Genomic DNA, 18450 nt, shown 5'->3' with positions numbered 1-18450 from the left:
AGAATCTGTATTTAAATGAAAGGAATGAAATCGAATATGTCTAATATTGCAGGTAAAGTTGTAATTCTTACGGGCGCATCTAGTGGAATTGGAGAAGCTACCGCGAAAGTTCTTGCTTCGAAAGGAGCCAAGCTGGTATTGGCAGCTCGCCGGGAAGAACGTTTAGTACAATTGCAAAAAGAAATTCAGAACAATGGCGGCCACGCTATTATCAAACCAACAGATGTGACTTCGCAAATTCAAATGGAAGATTTGGCTGAATATGCACTAAGCGAATTTGGGAAAATTGATGTTCTAATCAACAATGCGGGCATCATGCCTCAAGCTTTTCTTTTCAAGAAAAAAATTGACGAATGGGACAACATGATCGATGTAAACATTAAGGGTGTCCTCTATGCTATTGCAGCAGTTCTTCCGTCCATGAGAGAACAAAAATCAGGTCATATTTTGAACCTTTCCTCTGTTGCCGGTCATAACATTTATCCGGGTGGAACTGTATATTGTGGAACGAAGCATGCCGTTACAGCCATCTCCGAAGGCTTGCGCCAGGAAGAAGCCATGAGCGGCACAAATATCAGAGTCACCAATATTTCTCCAGGCGCTGTTAGCAGCGAGTTACTGGAAACGACAAGTGACCCTGAGTCCAAAGCAGGTTTAGATGAGTTCTACAAATCTGCTATTGATGCAGATAACATCGCACGTGCAATCGCATTTACAATTGAGCAACCATCGGATGTAGCGATTAACGAAATGATCATTCGCCCAACCGTTCAAGTGGGTTAATGGTATTGATTCACGAAAAAAGGAATGAATGCACTCTTCTTATCGAGGCTGCTTCGTTCCTTTTTACATATTAATCTTACAATTTCCGAGCTGTCACCATAGGCTGGTAATAACCCGTGTCCGCAGGGAAATGCCACTCTACATCCATAAACCAGTCGCACTTAATACGTTGTTTATATCTTCTTTCAACAATGCTCTGTACTGTGTGCTATCATGTTTAGTTTTTCATTCACCATTCATTTTTGCACAATAAACTGGTTTGTCGTATACGTTTTCCCCTCTTCGGCCCAATCCCATACCTGAAAAACAATCCTCTTCCCCTCATCTAAAACACGCGGTTGCGTGGTTGATGTTTTCTCTTTTACCAATACATCGTAATCTCTTATCGTAGCTATGAACAAGCCATTCCGATTGAAAGTTATAGTTTACCCCGCGGGTCGCGGCTTCTTTCTCAGCTCTTTTTACAAAATCAGGACTTATGTCAGTAGCACTTACGTTATACCCGTATTTCACCAGCCCGATTGCTTGTGTACCTGGAAGATAGATTCTTTGACAATTCAGTCTCCTTCATCCGAATAGAAGAAAATCCAATCGCAATGATATGAGCGATTGGATTTTCTAATTTCTAGTTATAAATCAAATGGTAATTGTCTTTACCAACTACTTTAAAACAATTTAAATTGTGCTAGTGTCAATTACGAATCTATACTTCACATCTGAAGCTAATACACGTTGGTATGCCTCGTCAATTTGGTCAGCTGAAATGACTTCGATCATAGGGACGATACTATGTTCTGCACAGAAATCAAGCATTTCCTGAGTCTCACGGATGCCCCCGATCATTGAACCTGCAAATGAGCGACGGTGACCGATAAGGGACATTACGTTTACTGACAACGGCTCTCCAGGAGCACCCACATTAACCAGCGTACCATCTAGAGTGAGCAGTGAGAAGTAAGCATTGATGTCGATATTTGCACTTACCGTGTTAATAATCAGATCAAAAGACCCGGCGAGTTTTGCGAACGTATCAGGTTCACTTGTGGCATAATAATGATCTGCCCCAAATTGAAAACCATCCTCTTTTTTCTTCAATGATTGTGACAGAACAGTTACTTCTGCGCCCATGGCATGTGCAATTTTGACAGCCATATGACCCAGTCCACCCAGACCTACAACCGCTACTTTTTTACCTGGTCCCGCTCCCCAATGATTTAACGGCGAGTATGTTGTAATACCTGCACATAGTAGAGGTGCAGCGACATCCAGCTCGATGTTATCCGGAATACGAACAATGAACTCCTCGGTTACGACGATGTGGGTGGAGTACCCTCCTTGTGTAGGTTCGCCGTACTTATCAACACCCGCGTAGGTAGGAACATTTCCTTTGAGACAGTACTGCTCTTCTCCTTGGCGGCAGTTCTCACATTCGCCACAGGAGTCAACCATGCACCCAACCCCTACTCGGTCACCAACTTTGTACTTTGAAACTTCAGCTCCTACATCGGTAACAATTCCTGCGATCTCATGTCCAGGTACGAGCGGATAGTTTACAGGGCCCCATTCGCCGTGAGCAGTATGGATGTCAGAGTGGCAAATGCCGGCATATTTAATCTCGATCAGGACATCGTGCAAATCCAGATCGCGTCGTTTAATCTCAGCCGCCCGGAATGATTGGTCCGGACCGTCAACAGCTCGTGCTTTAGCAGTTATCATCATAAAACCTCCTAAGATTGTCATTCTTCCTTTCTCTTGCAAAACTATCTTAATCCCTCTAGTTAACTCTAGGTCAAATGTCTTTTGAAATTTTGACATCCCACAACCTGCGTGGTAAAATCCCAAAAGAAGTTAGAGTTAGCTCGAAGTCTATATTAGTACGAAAAGGGGAACATAAATGACATATTCAATTAGCGAAGTTGCTAAAGAATTGAATCTAACCGTATATACATTACGTTACTACGACAAGGAAGGACTCATGCCCTTTGTAGAACGTACCCCTGGCGGAGCTCGAAACTTCAAAGAATCAGACATCGATTTTTTGAAGATCATTCAATGTCTGAAATCTACCGGGATGCCGATCAAGGATATCAAAGATTTTATTGCATGGTGTTCCGAGGGTGACTCCACCTTGCAGGAGCGATATGACATGTTTACCGAACGAAAGGCTAGTGTAGAAGCGCAAATGGAAGAACTTAGAAAGACTATGGAAGTTATTGAACATAAACGTGCATATTACAGGACTGCTCTCGATGCTGGAACGGAAGAGATTCATAAAAGCAATCGAATGGGGAATTTCATTGCTAACTAAATACGTTATTTTCAACTCATAACAAAGAGCCTAAACATCTATAGACGTTTAGGCTCTTTTTGCTCAATCCACTTTAGCATGACGTTTTCCTGTTAATAACCCATATCTTTTAATATTTTGGATAATGTACGCAAACGCTCGCCAATCATTTCATCGTCATCACTCAGAGCTTGGCTGAACAGTTTAATATCTTCATTAATTCTCTCATTGTCCGTACAGATCTCCACGGACATTGCATCCCCTTGCAGGCCAACACGATCGATGACAGGCTGCTCTGGGTCATATAAATTCTCATATCTATAGGCCTCCCGAAAATGTTCCAAAGACCGACAAATCAGAATGGACAAATCCAGCACGCGATGGAGAGGCAGTTCCTCAGATTGTCTGGACCACTTTTCTCCGGTGTATCTCCATACTTTGGCTGAAATATCAACCTTTCCTCTATCGTTCCACTGGGCTAATCCCAGGGAAAGGCCTTTTGCGTCCGTGTTTCCGGCCATTCGGCCGTCAACCTTTTCATAATTATCCGATACGACAACAGGTTTATGTTTTAATGTTGTAGGTATTTTCAATTTCATTCCCTCATTCCGTTTACCTTTTTACTAATTTACTAAACGACGGTTTCATCTTATCTTGATTTTAACCGTTAGTCAAATCAGTTTCCTGATCCATGATTTAATTCTTTGGAGGTCTATTATAGCCCTTGTCTCCGTAAGGCTGTAACTTCTGAAGCCACGGCTTCAGGATTTGTTTTTGTTCCCAACGCATATCCGTCACCTTGTCGATGTCCTTCTGTTCCAGTACCTCGTAAGTGAATGCTTCTTCTCCGAATTCTCTCCATTCTTTTTGCAGCTGGGCATTTGCAAATCGTCCTTGATCTAGCTGCATCTGTAGAGTAAACCATTTGTTTTTCAAGTTGGGATAGCTGTCGATATAGATTTTTCCGTTTACTTTGTTTTTAATTTGGGCTACGCCCATATACGTCTTGATCTGTTTGTATTCCTCCAACAGCTCCCTGCGCTTATTCATATCCATGTCTCTCTCTCCTTATCGTTTCGATTCTCTTTCCGTCATAGTGATGGAGTTTCCTCGGCAACTTTATTTCTTCTTTCAATGACAATAGGTAGCAATAATAGCGCACCGATCATCACAAAAACACCACTCGCTATAAATACACTAAGCAGGGAAAACGTATCCTTGAGATATCCGGAGGTAAGCATTCCAATCACCATCATTCCCATAAAAATCGGCATGATCGTTCCGGACACCCGGCCAATAAATGCACCTTCCGTATTTCGTACAAGAAGCGTCTGAATCCCACCTTGGATACACGGGAAGAACAAACCGCTGATTACGAGGAAATTAATGGTTAACCAGATTTGTGTTGATGCGCCCATTCCAACCGTACAGATGGCATTAACAAGTAAGCCGACTAAGAGCAATAACTGTGGCTTTACTTTTTTAGCGATCGTGATAATTACAGCACCTCCTACCAACATGGCCGCCCCATTCGCCATCACCAGCCATTGTAAGAACTCTTTGTCCTGACCCAAATTTTCAATGACAAGAAAGAGCTGAAGCGGCTGTGTCAGTCCTGATGCCAAGCCGACTGCCGAGAAAGTTAATCCAAGTGTTCTCAAGGATTTATTCGCCCCGATATAACGCAGGCCATCCGTGAGCTCTTTAACGAAGCCGCCACTATTCCCTGATTTCTCCTCCTCTACATCTCGGGGAAGCGATAATAATACAAACGAAGAGCCCAGAAACATGACCGCTGTCAGGATGAGGGATACGCTAATGCCAAACTTAATGAAAATAAACGTGCCGATGACTGGCCCCAAAACCATAAAGACAGCAACAAGCGTTTGGGACATCGCCATAACGCCCTGCAATTGTTCGGCTGGTACATGCCGTTTGTACAGTTTCATCGCGGAAGGCTGAGAAAACTGTGACAAGCTGGCAGAAACGAAAGATCCAATCAGAAGTGCAATCCATCCACCATTCATGACCGCAAACAATACAACGGCAACGGACAAACCTGATAATAAATCGCTCCATACCATTGTTTTTTTCGGCCGCCATCGATCGGCAAAGGTACCGCCAATCAGGCCAAATATAAAGATCGGTGAAAATTCCGCTACCGAAATCAGTGAAATATCAACCGGATTATTATGCGTCAATTCGGAAACATAAAGAAGAACCGCATAATTCCGGATCCAAATTCCGAGCTGCAAGAGCACCCGGGAAAGGATAATTGTTCGAACATATGGATTGGCAAACATGTTAATACCCCATATCCTTTAAGATTTTTGCTAACTTGCGCAGCCGTTCACTATTCATTCCATCATAAAGCAACTGTTTCTTTCATTTTATTCCTCCTATTCCCCAACTATTTTATTTAGTAATTTACTAAATTACTAATTTACTAAATTACGGCTTCATTCTATACAGTATATCTTTCTTCGTCAACCGTTTTTTTGAATGCTTCCTTTTCACTTCTGTCTTTGAACAAAAAAGTGATCCATGGGAAAAAGGTGTTGCACAGCTTGTTTTCACAATAATATTTGTGCTAGAAATGTATCCGAAAAAACAAAAAAAGCCGCTAATTTAGCGGCTTTCCGTGCTCGAACATGTATGATTATGTCGTTTCAATTTGCTTACTCAATGAATAGTCACACTTGTAGACCAAAGAAGCAGACTTCAGGGGCAACTAATTGGGACTTGGAATCGAATAGTCTACTTTAGGAGCAGTGGCTCCCTCCGGCTTCAATTGAATGGACCGCTGGCAGATCGCTGTGATCACAAAAGCCATCAGAGCTAGTATCACAGCTACTGGTGGCACCCAATTCACACCACCTAAATTGACAGCAAGCCCGCCTATTCCGGAGCCGAGTGCTATCCCCACGTTTGCTGCCACGGGCAGCAATGTGGACGCAAATGGTCTGGAATTCGGCGCGATCGCTCCGGAGACGTCGAACAGATAGAGCTGGGACGCCGCGCTCATCGCTGATGACAGGCAACCGATAAGGAACAGGAACGCCAAGCCCAGCCACAGGTGAGACACGGTGAAGCTGAGTCCCAGAAAGATTGCAGCTTGAATGACGAAAAGCCATTTAAGCTTGGGTAAGAAATCTCCTTTGGCTATTTTGGCACCGATCCAGTTGCTCAGTATGCTGCAGGCACCGTAGATGAGGAGTACAGCGCTAATCCAACGTGCAGATACACCCATGGAGTTCCCCAGCAAAGGAGTAATATAAGTAAAAATTACAAAAATACAACTGTTTCCAAGAACCGGAATCAAGCAGGCCAGCAATATGCGCGGCTTCATAAATAGCGCCATTTGATCACTGAATGAACCAGCAATGGTCGTAGTTTGTCGCGGAAGAATCCGGAACATGAATATGAATGGCACGACCCCGATGCATGCTGTAACAACAAACGTCATGGACCAGTTCAGATGCTGTCCGATGAAGGTTCCGAGCGGGACGCCAAGTACATTAGCAATGGAAAAGCCACCGAGTATCCAGGCGATCGCTTCCCCTCTCCGTTCCCGGTTAACTGCATCGCTTGCAATCGAGATCGAAAGCGATATCGTAAGTCCGCATGCTACGGCTGAAACGATCCGAATAACCATCAAGGAATAGAACGTCGTTGAGAAAATGGTAAATACGTTCAAGGCAAGCACGACTGCAAACCCGATTAAAATGGAGTTTCTTCGGGGAATTTTGGCCAAGAAAGCAACGGCAAACGGTGTTCCGATCGCATAGGCAATGGCGAATCCGGATACGAGCGCGCCTGCGGCAGCCAGCGATACTTTCATATAGGTTTCGATTTCCTTCAATACGCCCACGATTACGTATTCGGTTGTTCCCAATACAAAGCTAACCAATGTAAGTGTTAAAATAAGTAAATTTTCTCTTTTTCTAGTCAATAATAAGCCCTCACAATTCTCTCTAATGTTGCAAGCGTTTCATTTTCTTAAATAGATTCCATTCTTAACAAATTTTGCTTTCACATCCCTTCAATTCGATATATAGTACATATTATTGAATAGTGAAATTGTACTGTCAGACATGCTAAGCGGCAATCAAGGTTGTTGTGATCTTCACCCAAAACATTATGTATGTTGTCATTTCACCACAGAATATTGAAGGGAAGACATTAATGAATACACGCCATGAGCCAGACCGACTGCATGAGGATCAAGATTGCATTATTATTTATGTAGGGAAGTTGGCAGATAATCCCCATTGGAGTTTTCCCACCCATAAGCATGACGATTTGCATGAGATTATTTATGTTAATGAGGGTCAGGGCTCGTTCACGATTGATGGGACAAAGCACTCGGCTCAAAAGGGAGATGTTCTTGTATACAATAAGGGAACTCTTCACGAGGAAAGATCGGACCCGGAATTCCCTTTATCCACCTTTTATTGCGGCTTTCGTTTCAAAGAGGGTACTCGTGTCAACAATGATTGGGTTGTTCCACCTGGTAGTGATCCAGTTGTTCGTGCCAATCGTTATTCCGAAGAGATCCGTTCGTTAATGCAGACCATGTTCAATGAATTTTCAATCCGGGAAGAAGGATACAACTCTATCTCTCATCATCTGTTGAATGCCGTTTTGCTGATTATCAATCGCATGTCTCACCATCAGCGCACAGCAAATGAGATCGTTCGAAGCAATACCCTCGCTGAAAGTATCAAAGATTATCTGGACACCAACTATCGTCAAAATATTAAGCTGAAAGACTTGGCTGACCAATTCCATATCGACTTCTATTACTTGATTCATATGTATAAAAATTGCTACGGTACCTCCCCTTATCATTACCTCATTCAGCGAAGAATGGGAGAAGCGACCCGATTGTTGGTTTCAACCAAGAAAAAAGTATGGGAAATCTCCAAGTTGGTTGGGTACGAGAACCCAAACTACTTTACGATTCTATTTACCAAAACAGTCGGTGAATCTCCGAGAAGTTTCCGCAAAAGAAACCAAAAAGACATGTTCGGTGACCCTTCCAACTAAAAAACAGGTAGCCTGAGGGCTACCTGTTTTGTCATACGTCAATAAGAGTATGTCCATGTGTACCGGCAAGTCCTAATATTTTCCACTCATGTTTTATCATTGAAGTGCTTCATTAGGGGCTTCATCCGAGTCTGGTTCAACATGAACATGGACAGTGTATACCTCATGTTCCCTTAACAATTCGTCTTCTACATTTGTTGAAATATCATGAGCTTTCTGAAGATCCAAATCCGATCGTACCAGAATTACCACATCGACAACGGCATTATTACCGTAATTCCGGGCTCTTAAGTCTTTAACCGCCTCTACGCCATCTACACTGGCAATTGTACTCCTGTATTCCTTGATTAGCTCTTCGTCAAATCCATCTGTAAGATGGTGTGTTGCTTCACGAAAAATGTCCCAAGCGGTTTTACATATTAGAAAGCCCACTGCTACAGCTGTTAATGGGTCGAGCCATGGTAGGCCGAATTGTGAACCAATAATCCCTATAACGGTCCCTATACTAACCCAGGCATCAGAGATATTGTCTTTTGCAGCTGCCATAACCGCCTGGCTCTTGATCTTCAAAGCAAGTCTTTTGTTATATCTGTAAACGAGATACATCACAGCGGCACATAAAATGCCTGTCCAGGCTGCCATGATGTCCGGAGATTCGCTTTTCCCCTGGAAGACGGATGTAATCGCTCCGTAAAGCACTTGTAGCCCAACTACCATCATTATGAAAGACGCAACCAGTGAGGCAACAGTCTCTGCTTTCCAATGTCCGTATGTATGATCTTTATCAGCAGGTCGTTGAGCAAGTCTCAGACCGATAAGAACCGCGATCGAAGCTATAATATCGGTAGCATTGTTCAACCCATCGGCTTTTAAAGCTTCAGAATTAGACATATAACCGATAATCATTTTGATTGCAGTCAAACAAATATAAGCAATAATACTGATGATTGCTCCCTTTTCACCCAATTTTAAGTTGTCATACTTTATTTGCTCCACTAAACGTAATCCCCCTGATCCCAACTGTTTTCTAGCACTTTTACGATGGTATCATCACGATGTTGTGTGGGTCTAGAGAAACGTTTTGAACCAAGTAAAACAATGTCTGTACAACGAAAGAGTTTGACCTCGGCCAAAAAAAGTTGCGATAAGTAAACTTTTAGATATTGTGAATCGCCCCCTTTATCCACTCACAATGCTCCTCTTCACTGTGCTCTGCCCCACCTTTTTCGTCATATGGCTTGACTCTGGTATCGTACCAGGGTTTATCGTGATGTATAACAAATATGGCTTTACGAATCAGGAGTGGATTTAAGATGATGTCGCAAAAACAGTTTGACCAAGTGTTTAAAATTATGAAGCAATCGTTTCCCGAAGCCGAATATCGGGAATATTCAGAACAGAAGAAGCTGTTGTCCCATTCATGCTATCGCCTTCTTACAGAGGAAAATAAGCAGAATGAAGTGATTGGCTTTCTCGCAGGCTGGGAGTTCGAGTCGTTCAGATATGTTGAGCATTTGGCCGTTTCCCCGAACATTCGTGGAGGCGGCATAGGCAAGCGGTTAATGGAGCGTTTCATGAACCAGTCCCCCAAGCCGGTTATATTGGAAGTTGAATTACCAGAAGATGAGTTAAAGCGGAGAAGGATCGGATTTTATCAGCGCCTGGGATTCTGCCTGGGGGACCATTCATATGTTCAGCCGCCCCTTCGTGCTGTCAGGCAGCAAACCTTACCTTTACAGATCATGAGTTATCCGGAAAAGTTGACCCCGACACAATTTGAAATGGTGAGAAAATTGCTGTATAAGGAAGTGTATGGCGCGACTTCAGCATACGTGCACGCATATAATAGCTAAGTACAAATGAGGAAGAAAAACGATGAAAAACGATTATAAAATCAATGAAATTTCGAAGCTTTACGGAATAGGTGTTGACGCACTGCGTTATTACGAAAAATTAGGGTTGCTGGTGCCTCGGCGAGACGGTAACGGGTATCGTCTGTATAGCCTTCAGGATATGTATAAGCTGAACATCATCCGGGACCTGCGCCAGTTGGATTTTACCATGCAACAGATCAAAGCGTATTTAGATCAGCAAAGTGTCGAAAATACGCTTGAATTGTTATTGACTGAACAGGAACTGATTAAGAAACAAATAGCCAAGCTCGAAACTACGCAACGTATTATTCAAGGCAGAATCAAGGTATTAACTGATGCCAGCAAAATTCAGACAGGAGTTTTCTCTATCAAAACGTATCCTGACCGGCCGTGTCTGCAGCTCAATACACGCATAACTCGGGATGAGGAGATGGACTATGCCATTAAGAAGCTGCATCAAAAACATAAAAGTCACATTCCGGACTTTGGAAACCAATTATATGGTGCATCCGTGTCTCTTGAGGAACTAAAACATGGCGTGAGGGATGTTTTTAACTCCGTCTTCTTTATCTTTAATCCTGACGAAGCCAGAACGATCGATTACGATTACATGCTGCCAGCTGGTGAGTATCTTTCCCTTTTTTATCGGGGGAACTACCGTCAAAGTCATGAAAAAATGCTTGAGGTCGTTGCTTATGCGAATGAAAAAGGGCTCTGTGTAATGGGGGATCCTTTTGAAATCTATGAAATTGATAATCGTGATACGATCATTACCGAGCAATTTCTGACCGAAATACAGTTGCGGATTGCCAAAGAATGATGAACTCCTAAAGGTAGAAGTTATTGGATACGACTTGATACCATAACTTCTACCCTTATAACAAAAAAAGTCGCTAAATTAGCGACTTTTTGTATGTTAAATCCTTTTCTCTGCGACAGTAACTCCAACTCATTGTAGTGATTAGTGAATATCTTTCTTTTTGAAATTGCCGCCCTTCACTTCGGCTACGTCGTACACTACAATGAAAGCATTGGGATCAATTTCGTGAATGATATCCTTGATTTTGCTTTCTTCCATACGGTTGATTACACAGGTAATCTCTTTGAATTGTTCATTGGAATAACCACCGTAAGCATCGGTATAGGTTGCTCCACGACCTAATCGGTCACGAATGGTTTCGACCATGATCTCCGGTTGATTGGTGATAATTTTAAAGGTTTTGGAGCCGCTCAAACCTTCTTCAACGATATGTATCACTTTGGAAGCGATGTAATAAGCAAGTGCGGACAGGATCGCCCCTTGTAGACCAAATACAGTTGATACGACAATAAAGACAAACATGTTCAAGAATAAGATTAGATCACTTGTTCCAAAAGGTAATTTGCGTGAAAGCAGGACAGCCAACATATCGATTCCATCCAATGCCCCACCATTACGCAGCGCTAAACCCATACCAAAACCGATGATAATCCCGCCCACAACGGTAATTAACAGTGTATCCCCTTGAATAATCGTGGGTACATGGTGCATAAGGCTTGTACCAACAGCTAGCGAGGCAATACCGATAATGGAGTAAATAGCAAAGCTCTTACCTATTTGTTTGTAACCTAACCATACAAATGGAATGTTGATGATACCAATCAGCATCCCTAGTGGTAAACCAAACAGTTGTGAACCAACGATACTAAGACCTGTCACACCACCGTCTGATACATTGTTTGGAATTAATACGGCTTCCAGACCATATGAGGTGATAAAAGCCCCGATCATAATCAATAATACTTTGGAGATGATTTTCAGTTTGTTCGATTTTTGCACGTTCCTTTGATTCATTCCTTTTCCCCCTTGGACAATTAACCGATAAAAAATAGTCTATAATAAATATCACTATTTTGGCAAATTAATAATCTTTATTAGCAGGACTGCTTCTGTTGATAGTATCAATTACTCCACAGCTCCAGTGGCGCCGATTCGAAGATCAACTTCTACATCAAAATCAGCTTGGGATAGTTCTTCCCCCCAGTTGGACTGCGCTTCCTTATATAAGGGGTATTGATATGCCCTGGCATAAAATCCAAACCCGAAAGGATCGATTTCATAGTCCTGGCACTTTTTGATGAGCGACTCTATGCTTTTTTTCATTTCCTCACTTAATTTCTTTTCCATTTCCTCGGAATTTTCCAAAAGTTCAAATTCAAGAAACTTTTCAGTTATACTAATGATCGACTTTACTTTAATTTTGTATTGAAATCTGCCATTTTTATGAGAGGATTTAGTTTTTACGGAAATGTCACCTAAAGAAAAACTCACTTTGTCGATGTTAAATGGCATTGATTGTTGTAGATCATCAGCCTGAAAAGTGAGACTGACCCCTGGCTCAGCTTGATTTTTCAAAATATGAAGAAGTGACGTTTCCTGATAAGACAGAGAAGTTCTGTATTGCCCTTTTTGGGATAAAAGAGTCGTTCCTTTTAGCATGATCTTGTTATTTTCGATCTTGATCTCCGAGATGGAAGGCGTCATCGCTCGGTCATTCAATTGTCTATGCAGCTCCTGAGCGGTTGTTTTCACAGTAGCTGAACTACTACTGCCTGAATCAACAATCGCTTTTACAAATAAAGGTAACGGCGGTTGGTCTTTTGCTTGAAACTGAAAAATATCCGCAATAGAACCATCAAAAGCAACGATGCGATCGGTAATCGTATTGCGAGGATCGCGGAATATGACATCAAGCACTTTAAACCAATCCTTATATTGAAGCAATTGTTTTCCTACAATAATGACTTGAAAATTCCGTCCGGCAAGTGAACCCGGAAATTGGGCATCCTGCTGATTCCTCGACTGTCTTAAACCTTCTGCTATTCCTCCCCCTTCACGGCTTTTCTTTTGAATGTCTTTACTGAATACAGGTGCAGATATATAATAATGGAGCTTTTTATCTATGACATCCAAACCAAGTGCCAATGGGACCGTTGCATCTTCTAAATTGGTCTTGTCGTTTGAGCAACCTGCGAGCGCAGCCATTAAAATAAAAAAAACACTCGAGATCATGAATTTTACGCCCAATCTCATAAGTCTCGCCCCCGTCCCATCTTTTTGCGAATTGCTACATACAAAAGAATGCCCGCAGGCAGAGCAAACTCCATCATAAATCCAATGTAATTAAGTGCGTAGTTTATTTGGGCTGATTCGATAAAGTTAGGCCGATAGAGGAAAAAGCTAATTTCAATGACAACACACCACACTGCAAGGTGGTATCTTTCCTGACCCTTTCCCATCAGCGATGCAGAGCACTTCGACACAAGATACATGGAGGGAATCCATATGCATGAGAACACAAACAGATAAAATGCAATAAATAGCACTTCCACCCGCTCAATAAACTGGAATTCAATGGACTTCATAATGCTAATCACCGGGTCGTTATACTCCCCGATCTCATCTGGGCTAAAATACACGTAACAAATCAGGGTGATTCCCAAGTAAACTATGCAAGTAAGCGTGTTTGATATCATCATGGCAGGCAATGCCTTTTCTTTGTTAACTAGATGGGGATAGAGAAACAAAACTAAACCGATGCCAAGCATCGGATAGATCATAAATTTTATGGATGAAAGAACCGGAAACCATCCCTCTTTAAAGATGGGCAGTAAATAGAGCCAATGGGCATGACTCAGCGTAGATACATAAATGAACGGAATCCAAACGGAGAGCATCGTGACAATTTCGCTATACCGCCCAATCGCCTGGAAACCATGTTGCGCAATCTGAAATGTGGGTATGAGCAGCAGCAGGACAAGAATATAGATATATGTGCTTGGCAACAACCATAATTTAATGACAAGTGAAGCAATCATATAACCGTCATATGCCAGAAGCAGATAATAGGTCATAAATATAAAAGCAGCCACTTTTGCTGCCCACACGCCGATATAACGCTGAATCAATTCAAGTATTGAGCTGTTTGGATTATATCTCATCACCTTGACGATCGCTATGGAGGCCAACGTCGCCAGACCCCAGCCCAAGAAAATCACTAGCCAACCATCCGTCCCCGCATGTCTTGCGAGCTCTCTTGGAAGAGACAAAAAAGCAACGCTGATTTGGAAAGTAGAAATAATAAGAATGAATTGAAGCATAGTTACCGGACGAGAAGTCTTCATTTGCTAATTTTTCTCCTTCCATCCTCTACTTTTCCCTTGCCGTCTTGACTGACGTGATTGCGTGCTTACGGGACGGTTGTTCATCATCCACAACGGGACCCGTAATAATGTATCCTTCCAATCCGCAGCTCTAAATGGAGCTATAGGTGTGCTATAGGAGGTATTGAGCGAGTTTAACGTTATTAATCGACCGATGATGGTCATCATGCCCACGACTAGTCCGATGAACCCAAACCAGTTAGCGAGTACCATAATCATGAAACGCATGATGCGTACAGCTGCCATCATGTCTTGATTGGGAATAATAAAAGATGAGATAGCTGTAAAAGCGACGACGATAACCATCACATTGCTGATCAGCCCAGCCTGAACAACCGCCTGCCCAATGACAATACCTCCCACAATCCCTACGGTCTGCCCTACCGGAGCTGGAAGCCGAACCCCCGCTTCCCTTAGCATCTCAAGCGTGATTTCCATAATGATTGCTTCAACGAATGGAGGGAATGGGACTTGGCCCCTTGATTCACCAAGCGTCAATAACAACTTCATCGGTATAATCTCAAAATGAAATGAAATGACTGATATAAAAAATCCAGGCAAAAAAATCGCGATGAAAAAGGCAAAGATACGTAAAATCCTAAGAAATGACGAAATGGACCATCTGGAACTGTAATCATCAACCGTCTGAAAAAAGGACATGAAGGTAACAGGTGCTACCAACACACTGGGCGAACCGTCGACCACAACGACACATCGTCCTTGCAGTATTTGAGAAGCGGCCGTATCCGGTCTTTCTGTCGTAATGATTTGGGGTAGTAAAGCAAGGGGTTGGTCTTCAATAAATTCTGCTAATTCTCCAGTGTTAATAATGGCATCCACATCTATGGATTGAATCCGTTCTTCGAGTACTTTAATCATCTCCGGTTTCGCCACATCTTCCAAATAAAGCAAGGATACTTCCGTTTGACCTCGCTTCCCAACGATATACCGTTTGAGCTTTAACTCTTTGTCCGCGATATAACGGCGGATCATGGCTATATTTTGAGAACCGGTTTCAATAAATCCTTGATGGGCTCCTTTCAGTGATGGCTCCTGCTGAGGATCCTCAATCGCTCGCTGCGGAAACCCTTTTGTATCTAGTGCATAGGCAATACTTCTTCCTTCGATAAACAGTACGCTATAGCCAAGGATAATGGAAAGTTTGAGATCATCCCACTTGGAATATGGCTTCATATATCCAACCGTTGTTATGAAGTCTTCGGAGGGGTTGCCGGTTTCGAGCTGAAGCGGAGCAAGAACATCATGATTAAGCGACGTTTTGTCAGTCAATTCTTCCATATAGATGATGGTAGCTTGTTCTCCAGTTTGTTTTATATAAAGCTTTCGAATGATCAGATCAGGAGTATCTGTGAAAATTTCTTCAATTCTAAGGATGGATTCGTCTAAACTTTCGGTGATACTTTCATCTTTCCTGTCCATGGCAGATTGTTCATCCACTACCCTAGCCTCCCTTCTTCCAGCAACTTTTCCTTATTATGACGATTATTGGAGACGATATGCATATCACTAAAATCTACTTCAAAGTTAGTCCACAAAACAAACTTATTTTATGTAAAGAAAAATGCAACCGTTGGCCCTTTCAGTCAGGAATAATATACAGCAAGTCAAATATAAAAAAGACGCTTCCTGTACCAAATTGGATTGGTACAGGAAGCGTCTTATATTGGATCATTTCCTAACAGAAACGGATTTATTATAAAATAGACCACTCTGTCTGAAAACGCAGTATAAAGTAAGAAATAATGAAGTTAAGCCAATCTCATTTTGAAGTCCTGATAGCCGAACTCGCGAACCACTTCGCAATCGCCATCTTTTCTTTTCACTGCTATTGCTGGCAGCGGCATGCCGTTAAATGTATTGGTTTTGACCATGGAGTAGATCGCCATGTCCTCAAATACCAATCTGTCACCCGTTTTGAGCGGTTGGTCAAACGAATAATCGCCGATCACATCACCCGACAGGCAAGTTTGTCCGCCCAGACGATACAGGTGAGGTTTTTCTCCCGCTTCTCCCGAACCGATAAGCGGCGGGCGATACGGCATTTCCAGCACGTCCGGCATGTGGCATGTTGCCGAGGTATCCAGAATGGCAATGTCCATACCGTTTTTGTGGAAATCGAGCACAGAAGTCACCAGGAAGCCCGCGTTCAGCGCAACCGCTTCGCCCGGCTCCAGATATACTTCCAGGCCATATTTTTCCTGCATGCGTTTAATGCAGGCTTCCAGTCTTGGAATGTCGTAATCCTCGCGTGTGATGTGGTGTCCACCGCCGAAGTTGATCCATTCCATTTGTGGCAGCCATTGTCCAAACTTCTCTTCTACCGCATTCAGCGTCGTTTCCAGATCATCTGAATTTTGCTGGCACAAGGTATGGAAATGCAGTCCGGAGACTCCTTCCAACAGCTCAGCACGGAAATCTTCTTGCTTTGCACCGAACCTTGAACCAGGAGAACATGGATCGTAAATCTCATGCCCCTCCTGAGTCGAGCATTCAGGGTTAATACGCAGGCCTACTTTTCGACCAGCCTGAAGCGCTTTGCCCTTGAATTTCTCAAGTTGGGAGAATGAATTGAAGATAATATGATCAGTAATCGAAAGGATTTCATCGATCTCATCTTCGCGATAGGCCGGGGCAAAAACATGGTTCTCTTTGCCCATCTCCTCATGACCCAGGCGGGCTTCATACAGCCCGCTTGCCGTTGCACCGCTCAGATATTCTCCAATGAGCGGATACATCGTGGTCATGGAAAATGCTTTCTGAGCCAGCACGATTTTGGCTCCTGTACGTTGCATGACACCGTTCAGGATTTTGAGATTTCTTTCGATAAGTCCTTCGTCAACAACAAAACATGGCGTCGGTAATTGCTCAAACCGCATCTTAACGAACTAGCTCCGATTCTTTGACTTCTTCTGGCAATTCGTCAACGAGTACTGGATTGAAATCTTCAACCCATGGGAGACCCCATTTATTCAACTCTTCCATGAATGGATCTGGGTTGAACTCTTCAACGTTGTATACGCCTGGTTTGTTCCATTTGCCTGTCATCACCATTGCTGCACCAATCATAGCTGGAACACCTGTTGTGTAAGAGATGGCTTGGGAACCAACTTCTTTGTAGCATTCTTGGTGATCACAAATGTTGTAAACGTAGTACGTTTTGTCTTTGCCGTCTTTTTTACCTTTGAAAATGCAGCCGATGTTCGTTTTGCCCACAGTACGTGGTCCAAGGGACGCCGGATCTGGCAGTACCGCCTTCAGGAATTGCAGCGGAATAATTTGTTTGCCTTCGTATTCGATAGGTTCGATCGAAGTCATGCCCACATTTTCAAGAGCTTTCAAGTGCGTAAGGTAACTTTGACCAAATGTCATGAAGAAACGAATGCGTTTCAGACCAGGCATGTTTTTAGCCAGGGACTCCAGCTCTTCATGATAAAGCAGGTACATGTCTTTCTCGCCAACTTCTTTGAAGTCATAGACACGTTTAATTTCCATTGGTTTCGTTTCGATCCATTCACCTTTTTCCCAGTATCTTCCGTTAGCCGAAACTTCGCGGATGTTGATTTCAGGGTTGAAGTTGGTTGCGAACGGATAGCCGTGATCCCCACCGTTGCAGTCCAAAATGTCAATATATTCGATCTCATCAAAGTAATGCTTCAGAGCATAAGCAGAGAATACACCAGTAACACCTGGGTCAAATCCACTGCCAAGCAGCGCTGTTATTCCCGCTTTTTCAAAGCGCTCTTTGTAATCCCATTGCCATTTGTATTCGAATTTTGCCGTATCTTCCGGCTCATAGTTCGCTGTATCCATGTAGTTCGTTTTCGTTGCAAGGCAAGCATCCATGATTGTCAGGTCTTGGTAAGGCAATGCCAGGTTCATGACGATATCCGGTTTAACTTCGTTGATCAGAGCGATCAGTTCGTCAACGTTGTCAGCATCCACTTGAGCTGTTGTAATTTTTGTTTTACCGCCGTCCAACTTCGCTTTAAGATCGTCACATTTGGATTTCGTACGACTTGCGATGCAGATTTCCTCAAATACTTCGCTGTTTTGAACACATTTATGAACTGCTACTGAAGCTACGCCGCCGGCGCCGATGATTAGTGCTTTTCCCATTTTCCATTCTCCTAACCCAATATGAATTTTTTTAAATTAACTTCATTATTTTTCTCATTTTTCAACTTTTCGCCCGTTCTGAACCAACAAAAAAAGCAAGGTGAAAAATGCCCCAAA

At 42.8% G+C, this 18450-nt stretch carries 17 protein-coding genes; 5 read left to right on the top strand and 12 right to left on the bottom strand.

The features are described 5' to 3' along the window. Window positions 1-36 precede the first annotated feature (36 nt). On the top strand, window positions 37-783 hold the full coding sequence (locus tag G3352_RS23390) for an SDR family oxidoreductase (protein ID WP_163760512.1): 747 nt from the start codon (window positions 37-39) through the stop codon (window positions 781-783). 675 nt (window positions 784-1458) lie between these two features. Here the strand turns inward: G3352_RS23390 and G3352_RS23385 are convergent. After that, window positions 1459-2499 (bottom strand): NAD(P)-dependent alcohol dehydrogenase, encoded by a 1041-nt coding sequence (locus G3352_RS23385; RefSeq protein WP_163760511.1) that lies wholly within the window; start codon window positions 2497-2499, stop codon window positions 1459-1461. A gap of 178 nt (window positions 2500-2677) precedes the next feature. On the opposite strand from G3352_RS23385, the gene G3352_RS23380 reads away from it, so the two are divergent. Further along, a complete protein-coding gene (locus tag G3352_RS23380) occupies window positions 2678-3091 on the top strand; it encodes a MerR family transcriptional regulator (protein WP_076289189.1) in 414 nt (137 codons plus the stop codon). A gap of 92 nt (window positions 3092-3183) precedes the next feature. Here G3352_RS23380 and G3352_RS23375 read toward each other — a convergent pair whose 3' ends face one another. The 4 genes from G3352_RS23375 to G3352_RS23360 form a co-directional block, all read right to left on the bottom strand. Next, a complete protein-coding gene (locus G3352_RS23375; protein WP_076289188.1) occupies window positions 3184-3663 on the bottom strand; it encodes a DUF6530 family protein in 480 nt (159 codons plus the stop codon). A gap of 103 nt (window positions 3664-3766) precedes the next feature. Then, on the bottom strand, window positions 3767-4126 hold the full coding sequence (locus tag G3352_RS23370) for a GIY-YIG nuclease family protein (RefSeq protein WP_163760509.1): 360 nt from the start codon (window positions 4124-4126) through the stop codon (window positions 3767-3769). A 35-nt stretch (window positions 4127-4161) separates the two neighbouring features. After that, window positions 4162-5373 carry an MFS transporter gene (locus tag G3352_RS23365; protein WP_163760507.1) on the bottom strand — a complete coding sequence of 404 codons (1212 nt, stop codon included), beginning with the start codon at window positions 5371-5373 and terminating at the stop codon, window positions 4162-4164. A 428-nt stretch (window positions 5374-5801) separates the two neighbouring features. Next, the gene (locus tag G3352_RS23360) at window positions 5802-7022 is read right to left on the bottom strand and encodes an MFS transporter (RefSeq protein ID WP_163760505.1); all 1221 of its coding nucleotides are present in this window, start codon (window positions 7020-7022) and stop codon (window positions 5802-5804) included. A 233-nt stretch (window positions 7023-7255) separates the two neighbouring features. Between G3352_RS23360 and G3352_RS23355 the strand changes: the two genes are divergently transcribed. After that, a complete protein-coding gene (locus G3352_RS23355; protein ID WP_099856195.1) occupies window positions 7256-8119 on the top strand; it encodes an AraC family transcriptional regulator in 864 nt (287 codons plus the stop codon). A gap of 96 nt (window positions 8120-8215) precedes the next feature. On the opposite strand, the gene G3352_RS23350 is transcribed toward G3352_RS23355, so the two are convergent. Continuing rightward, window positions 8216-9115 carry a cation diffusion facilitator family transporter gene (locus G3352_RS23350; RefSeq protein ID WP_163760503.1) on the bottom strand — a complete coding sequence of 300 codons (900 nt, stop codon included), beginning with the start codon at window positions 9113-9115 and terminating at the stop codon, window positions 8216-8218. 317 nt (window positions 9116-9432) lie between these two features. Between G3352_RS23350 and G3352_RS23345 the strand changes: the two genes are divergently transcribed. Continuing rightward, a complete protein-coding gene (locus G3352_RS23345; protein ID WP_163760501.1) occupies window positions 9433-9972 on the top strand; it encodes a GNAT family N-acetyltransferase in 540 nt (179 codons plus the stop codon). Between the two features lie 22 nt (window positions 9973-9994). After that, window positions 9995-10813, top strand: coding sequence for a MerR family transcriptional regulator (locus tag G3352_RS23340; RefSeq protein ID WP_163760499.1), 819 nt, complete (start codon window positions 9995-9997; stop codon window positions 10811-10813). 141 nt (window positions 10814-10954) lie between these two features. Here the strand turns inward: G3352_RS23340 and G3352_RS23335 are convergent, their stop codons facing one another. The 6 genes from G3352_RS23335 to G3352_RS23310 form a co-directional block, all read right to left on the bottom strand. Continuing rightward, window positions 10955-11827: a YitT family protein gene (locus G3352_RS23335; RefSeq protein WP_076289180.1), complete on the bottom strand. Its 873-nt coding sequence runs from the start codon at window positions 11825-11827 to the stop codon at window positions 10955-10957. A 111-nt stretch (window positions 11828-11938) separates the two neighbouring features. After that, a complete protein-coding gene (locus tag G3352_RS23330) occupies window positions 11939-13066 on the bottom strand; it encodes a Ger(x)C family spore germination protein (protein WP_163760497.1) in 1128 nt (375 codons plus the stop codon). Next, a complete protein-coding gene (locus G3352_RS23325; RefSeq protein WP_163760495.1) occupies window positions 13063-14157 on the bottom strand; it encodes a GerAB/ArcD/ProY family transporter in 1095 nt (364 codons plus the stop codon). Before G3352_RS23325 ends, G3352_RS23330 begins: the two co-directional genes overlap by 4 nt. A gap of 3 nt (window positions 14158-14160) precedes the next feature. Continuing rightward, window positions 14161-15636: a spore germination protein gene (locus tag G3352_RS23320; protein ID WP_163760715.1), complete on the bottom strand. Its 1476-nt coding sequence runs from the start codon at window positions 15634-15636 to the stop codon at window positions 14161-14163. A 329-nt stretch (window positions 15637-15965) separates the two neighbouring features. Continuing rightward, window positions 15966-17093, bottom strand: a complete 1128-nt coding sequence (gene nspC, locus G3352_RS23315; RefSeq protein ID WP_163760493.1) for a carboxynorspermidine decarboxylase — start codon at window positions 17091-17093, stop codon at window positions 15966-15968. 1 nt (window position 17094) lies between these two features. Next, window positions 17095-18333, bottom strand: coding sequence for a saccharopine dehydrogenase family protein (locus G3352_RS23310; protein ID WP_091001908.1), 1239 nt, complete (start codon window positions 18331-18333; stop codon window positions 17095-17097). Between the last annotated feature and the right edge of the window lie 117 nt (window positions 18334-18450).

Source organism: Paenibacillus sp. ALJ109b (genome assembly GCF_010747435.1).
Lineage (GTDB): Bacteria > Bacillota > Bacilli > Paenibacillales > Paenibacillaceae > Paenibacillus > Paenibacillus taichungensis.
The sequence above is the reverse complement of the archived record's forward strand: the minus strand, read 5'-3'. Positions and strand labels throughout refer to the sequence as shown.

Coding starts and splice junctions, on each gene's coding strand:
- G3352_RS23335 (WP_076289180.1), bottom strand. CDS start 11,827: ATGAATCAAAGGAACGTGCAAAAATCGAACAAACTGAAAATCATCTCC.
- G3352_RS23365 (WP_163760507.1), bottom strand. CDS start 5,373: ATGTTTGCCAATCCATATGTTCGAACAATTATCCTTTCCCGGGTGCTC.
- G3352_RS23340 (WP_163760499.1), top strand. CDS start 9,995: ATGAAAAACGATTATAAAATCAATGAAATTTCGAAGCTTTACGGAATA.
- nspC (WP_163760493.1), bottom strand. CDS start 17,093: ATGCGGTTTGAGCAATTACCGACGCCATGTTTTGTTGTTGACGAAGGA.
- G3352_RS23320 (WP_163760715.1), bottom strand. CDS start 15,636: ATGGACAGGAAAGATGAAAGTATCACCGAAAGTTTAGACGAATCCATC.
- G3352_RS23325 (WP_163760495.1), bottom strand. CDS start 14,157: ATGAAGACTTCTCGTCCGGTAACTATGCTTCAATTCATTCTTATTATT.
- G3352_RS23330 (WP_163760497.1), bottom strand. CDS start 13,066: ATGAGATTGGGCGTAAAATTCATGATCTCGAGTGTTTTTTTTATTTTA.
- G3352_RS23385 (WP_163760511.1), bottom strand. CDS start 2,499: ATGATAACTGCTAAAGCACGAGCTGTTGACGGTCCGGACCAATCATTC.
- G3352_RS23390 (WP_163760512.1), top strand. CDS start 37: ATGTCTAATATTGCAGGTAAAGTTGTAATTCTTACGGGCGCATCTAGT.
- G3352_RS23355 (WP_099856195.1), top strand. CDS start 7,256: ATGAATACACGCCATGAGCCAGACCGACTGCATGAGGATCAAGATTGC.
- G3352_RS23380 (WP_076289189.1), top strand. CDS start 2,678: ATGACATATTCAATTAGCGAAGTTGCTAAAGAATTGAATCTAACCGTA.
- G3352_RS23345 (WP_163760501.1), top strand. CDS start 9,433: ATGATGTCGCAAAAACAGTTTGACCAAGTGTTTAAAATTATGAAGCAA.
- G3352_RS23370 (WP_163760509.1), bottom strand. CDS start 4,126: ATGGATATGAATAAGCGCAGGGAGCTGTTGGAGGAATACAAACAGATC.
- G3352_RS23310 (WP_091001908.1), bottom strand. CDS start 18,333: ATGGGAAAAGCACTAATCATCGGCGCCGGCGGCGTAGCTTCAGTAGCA.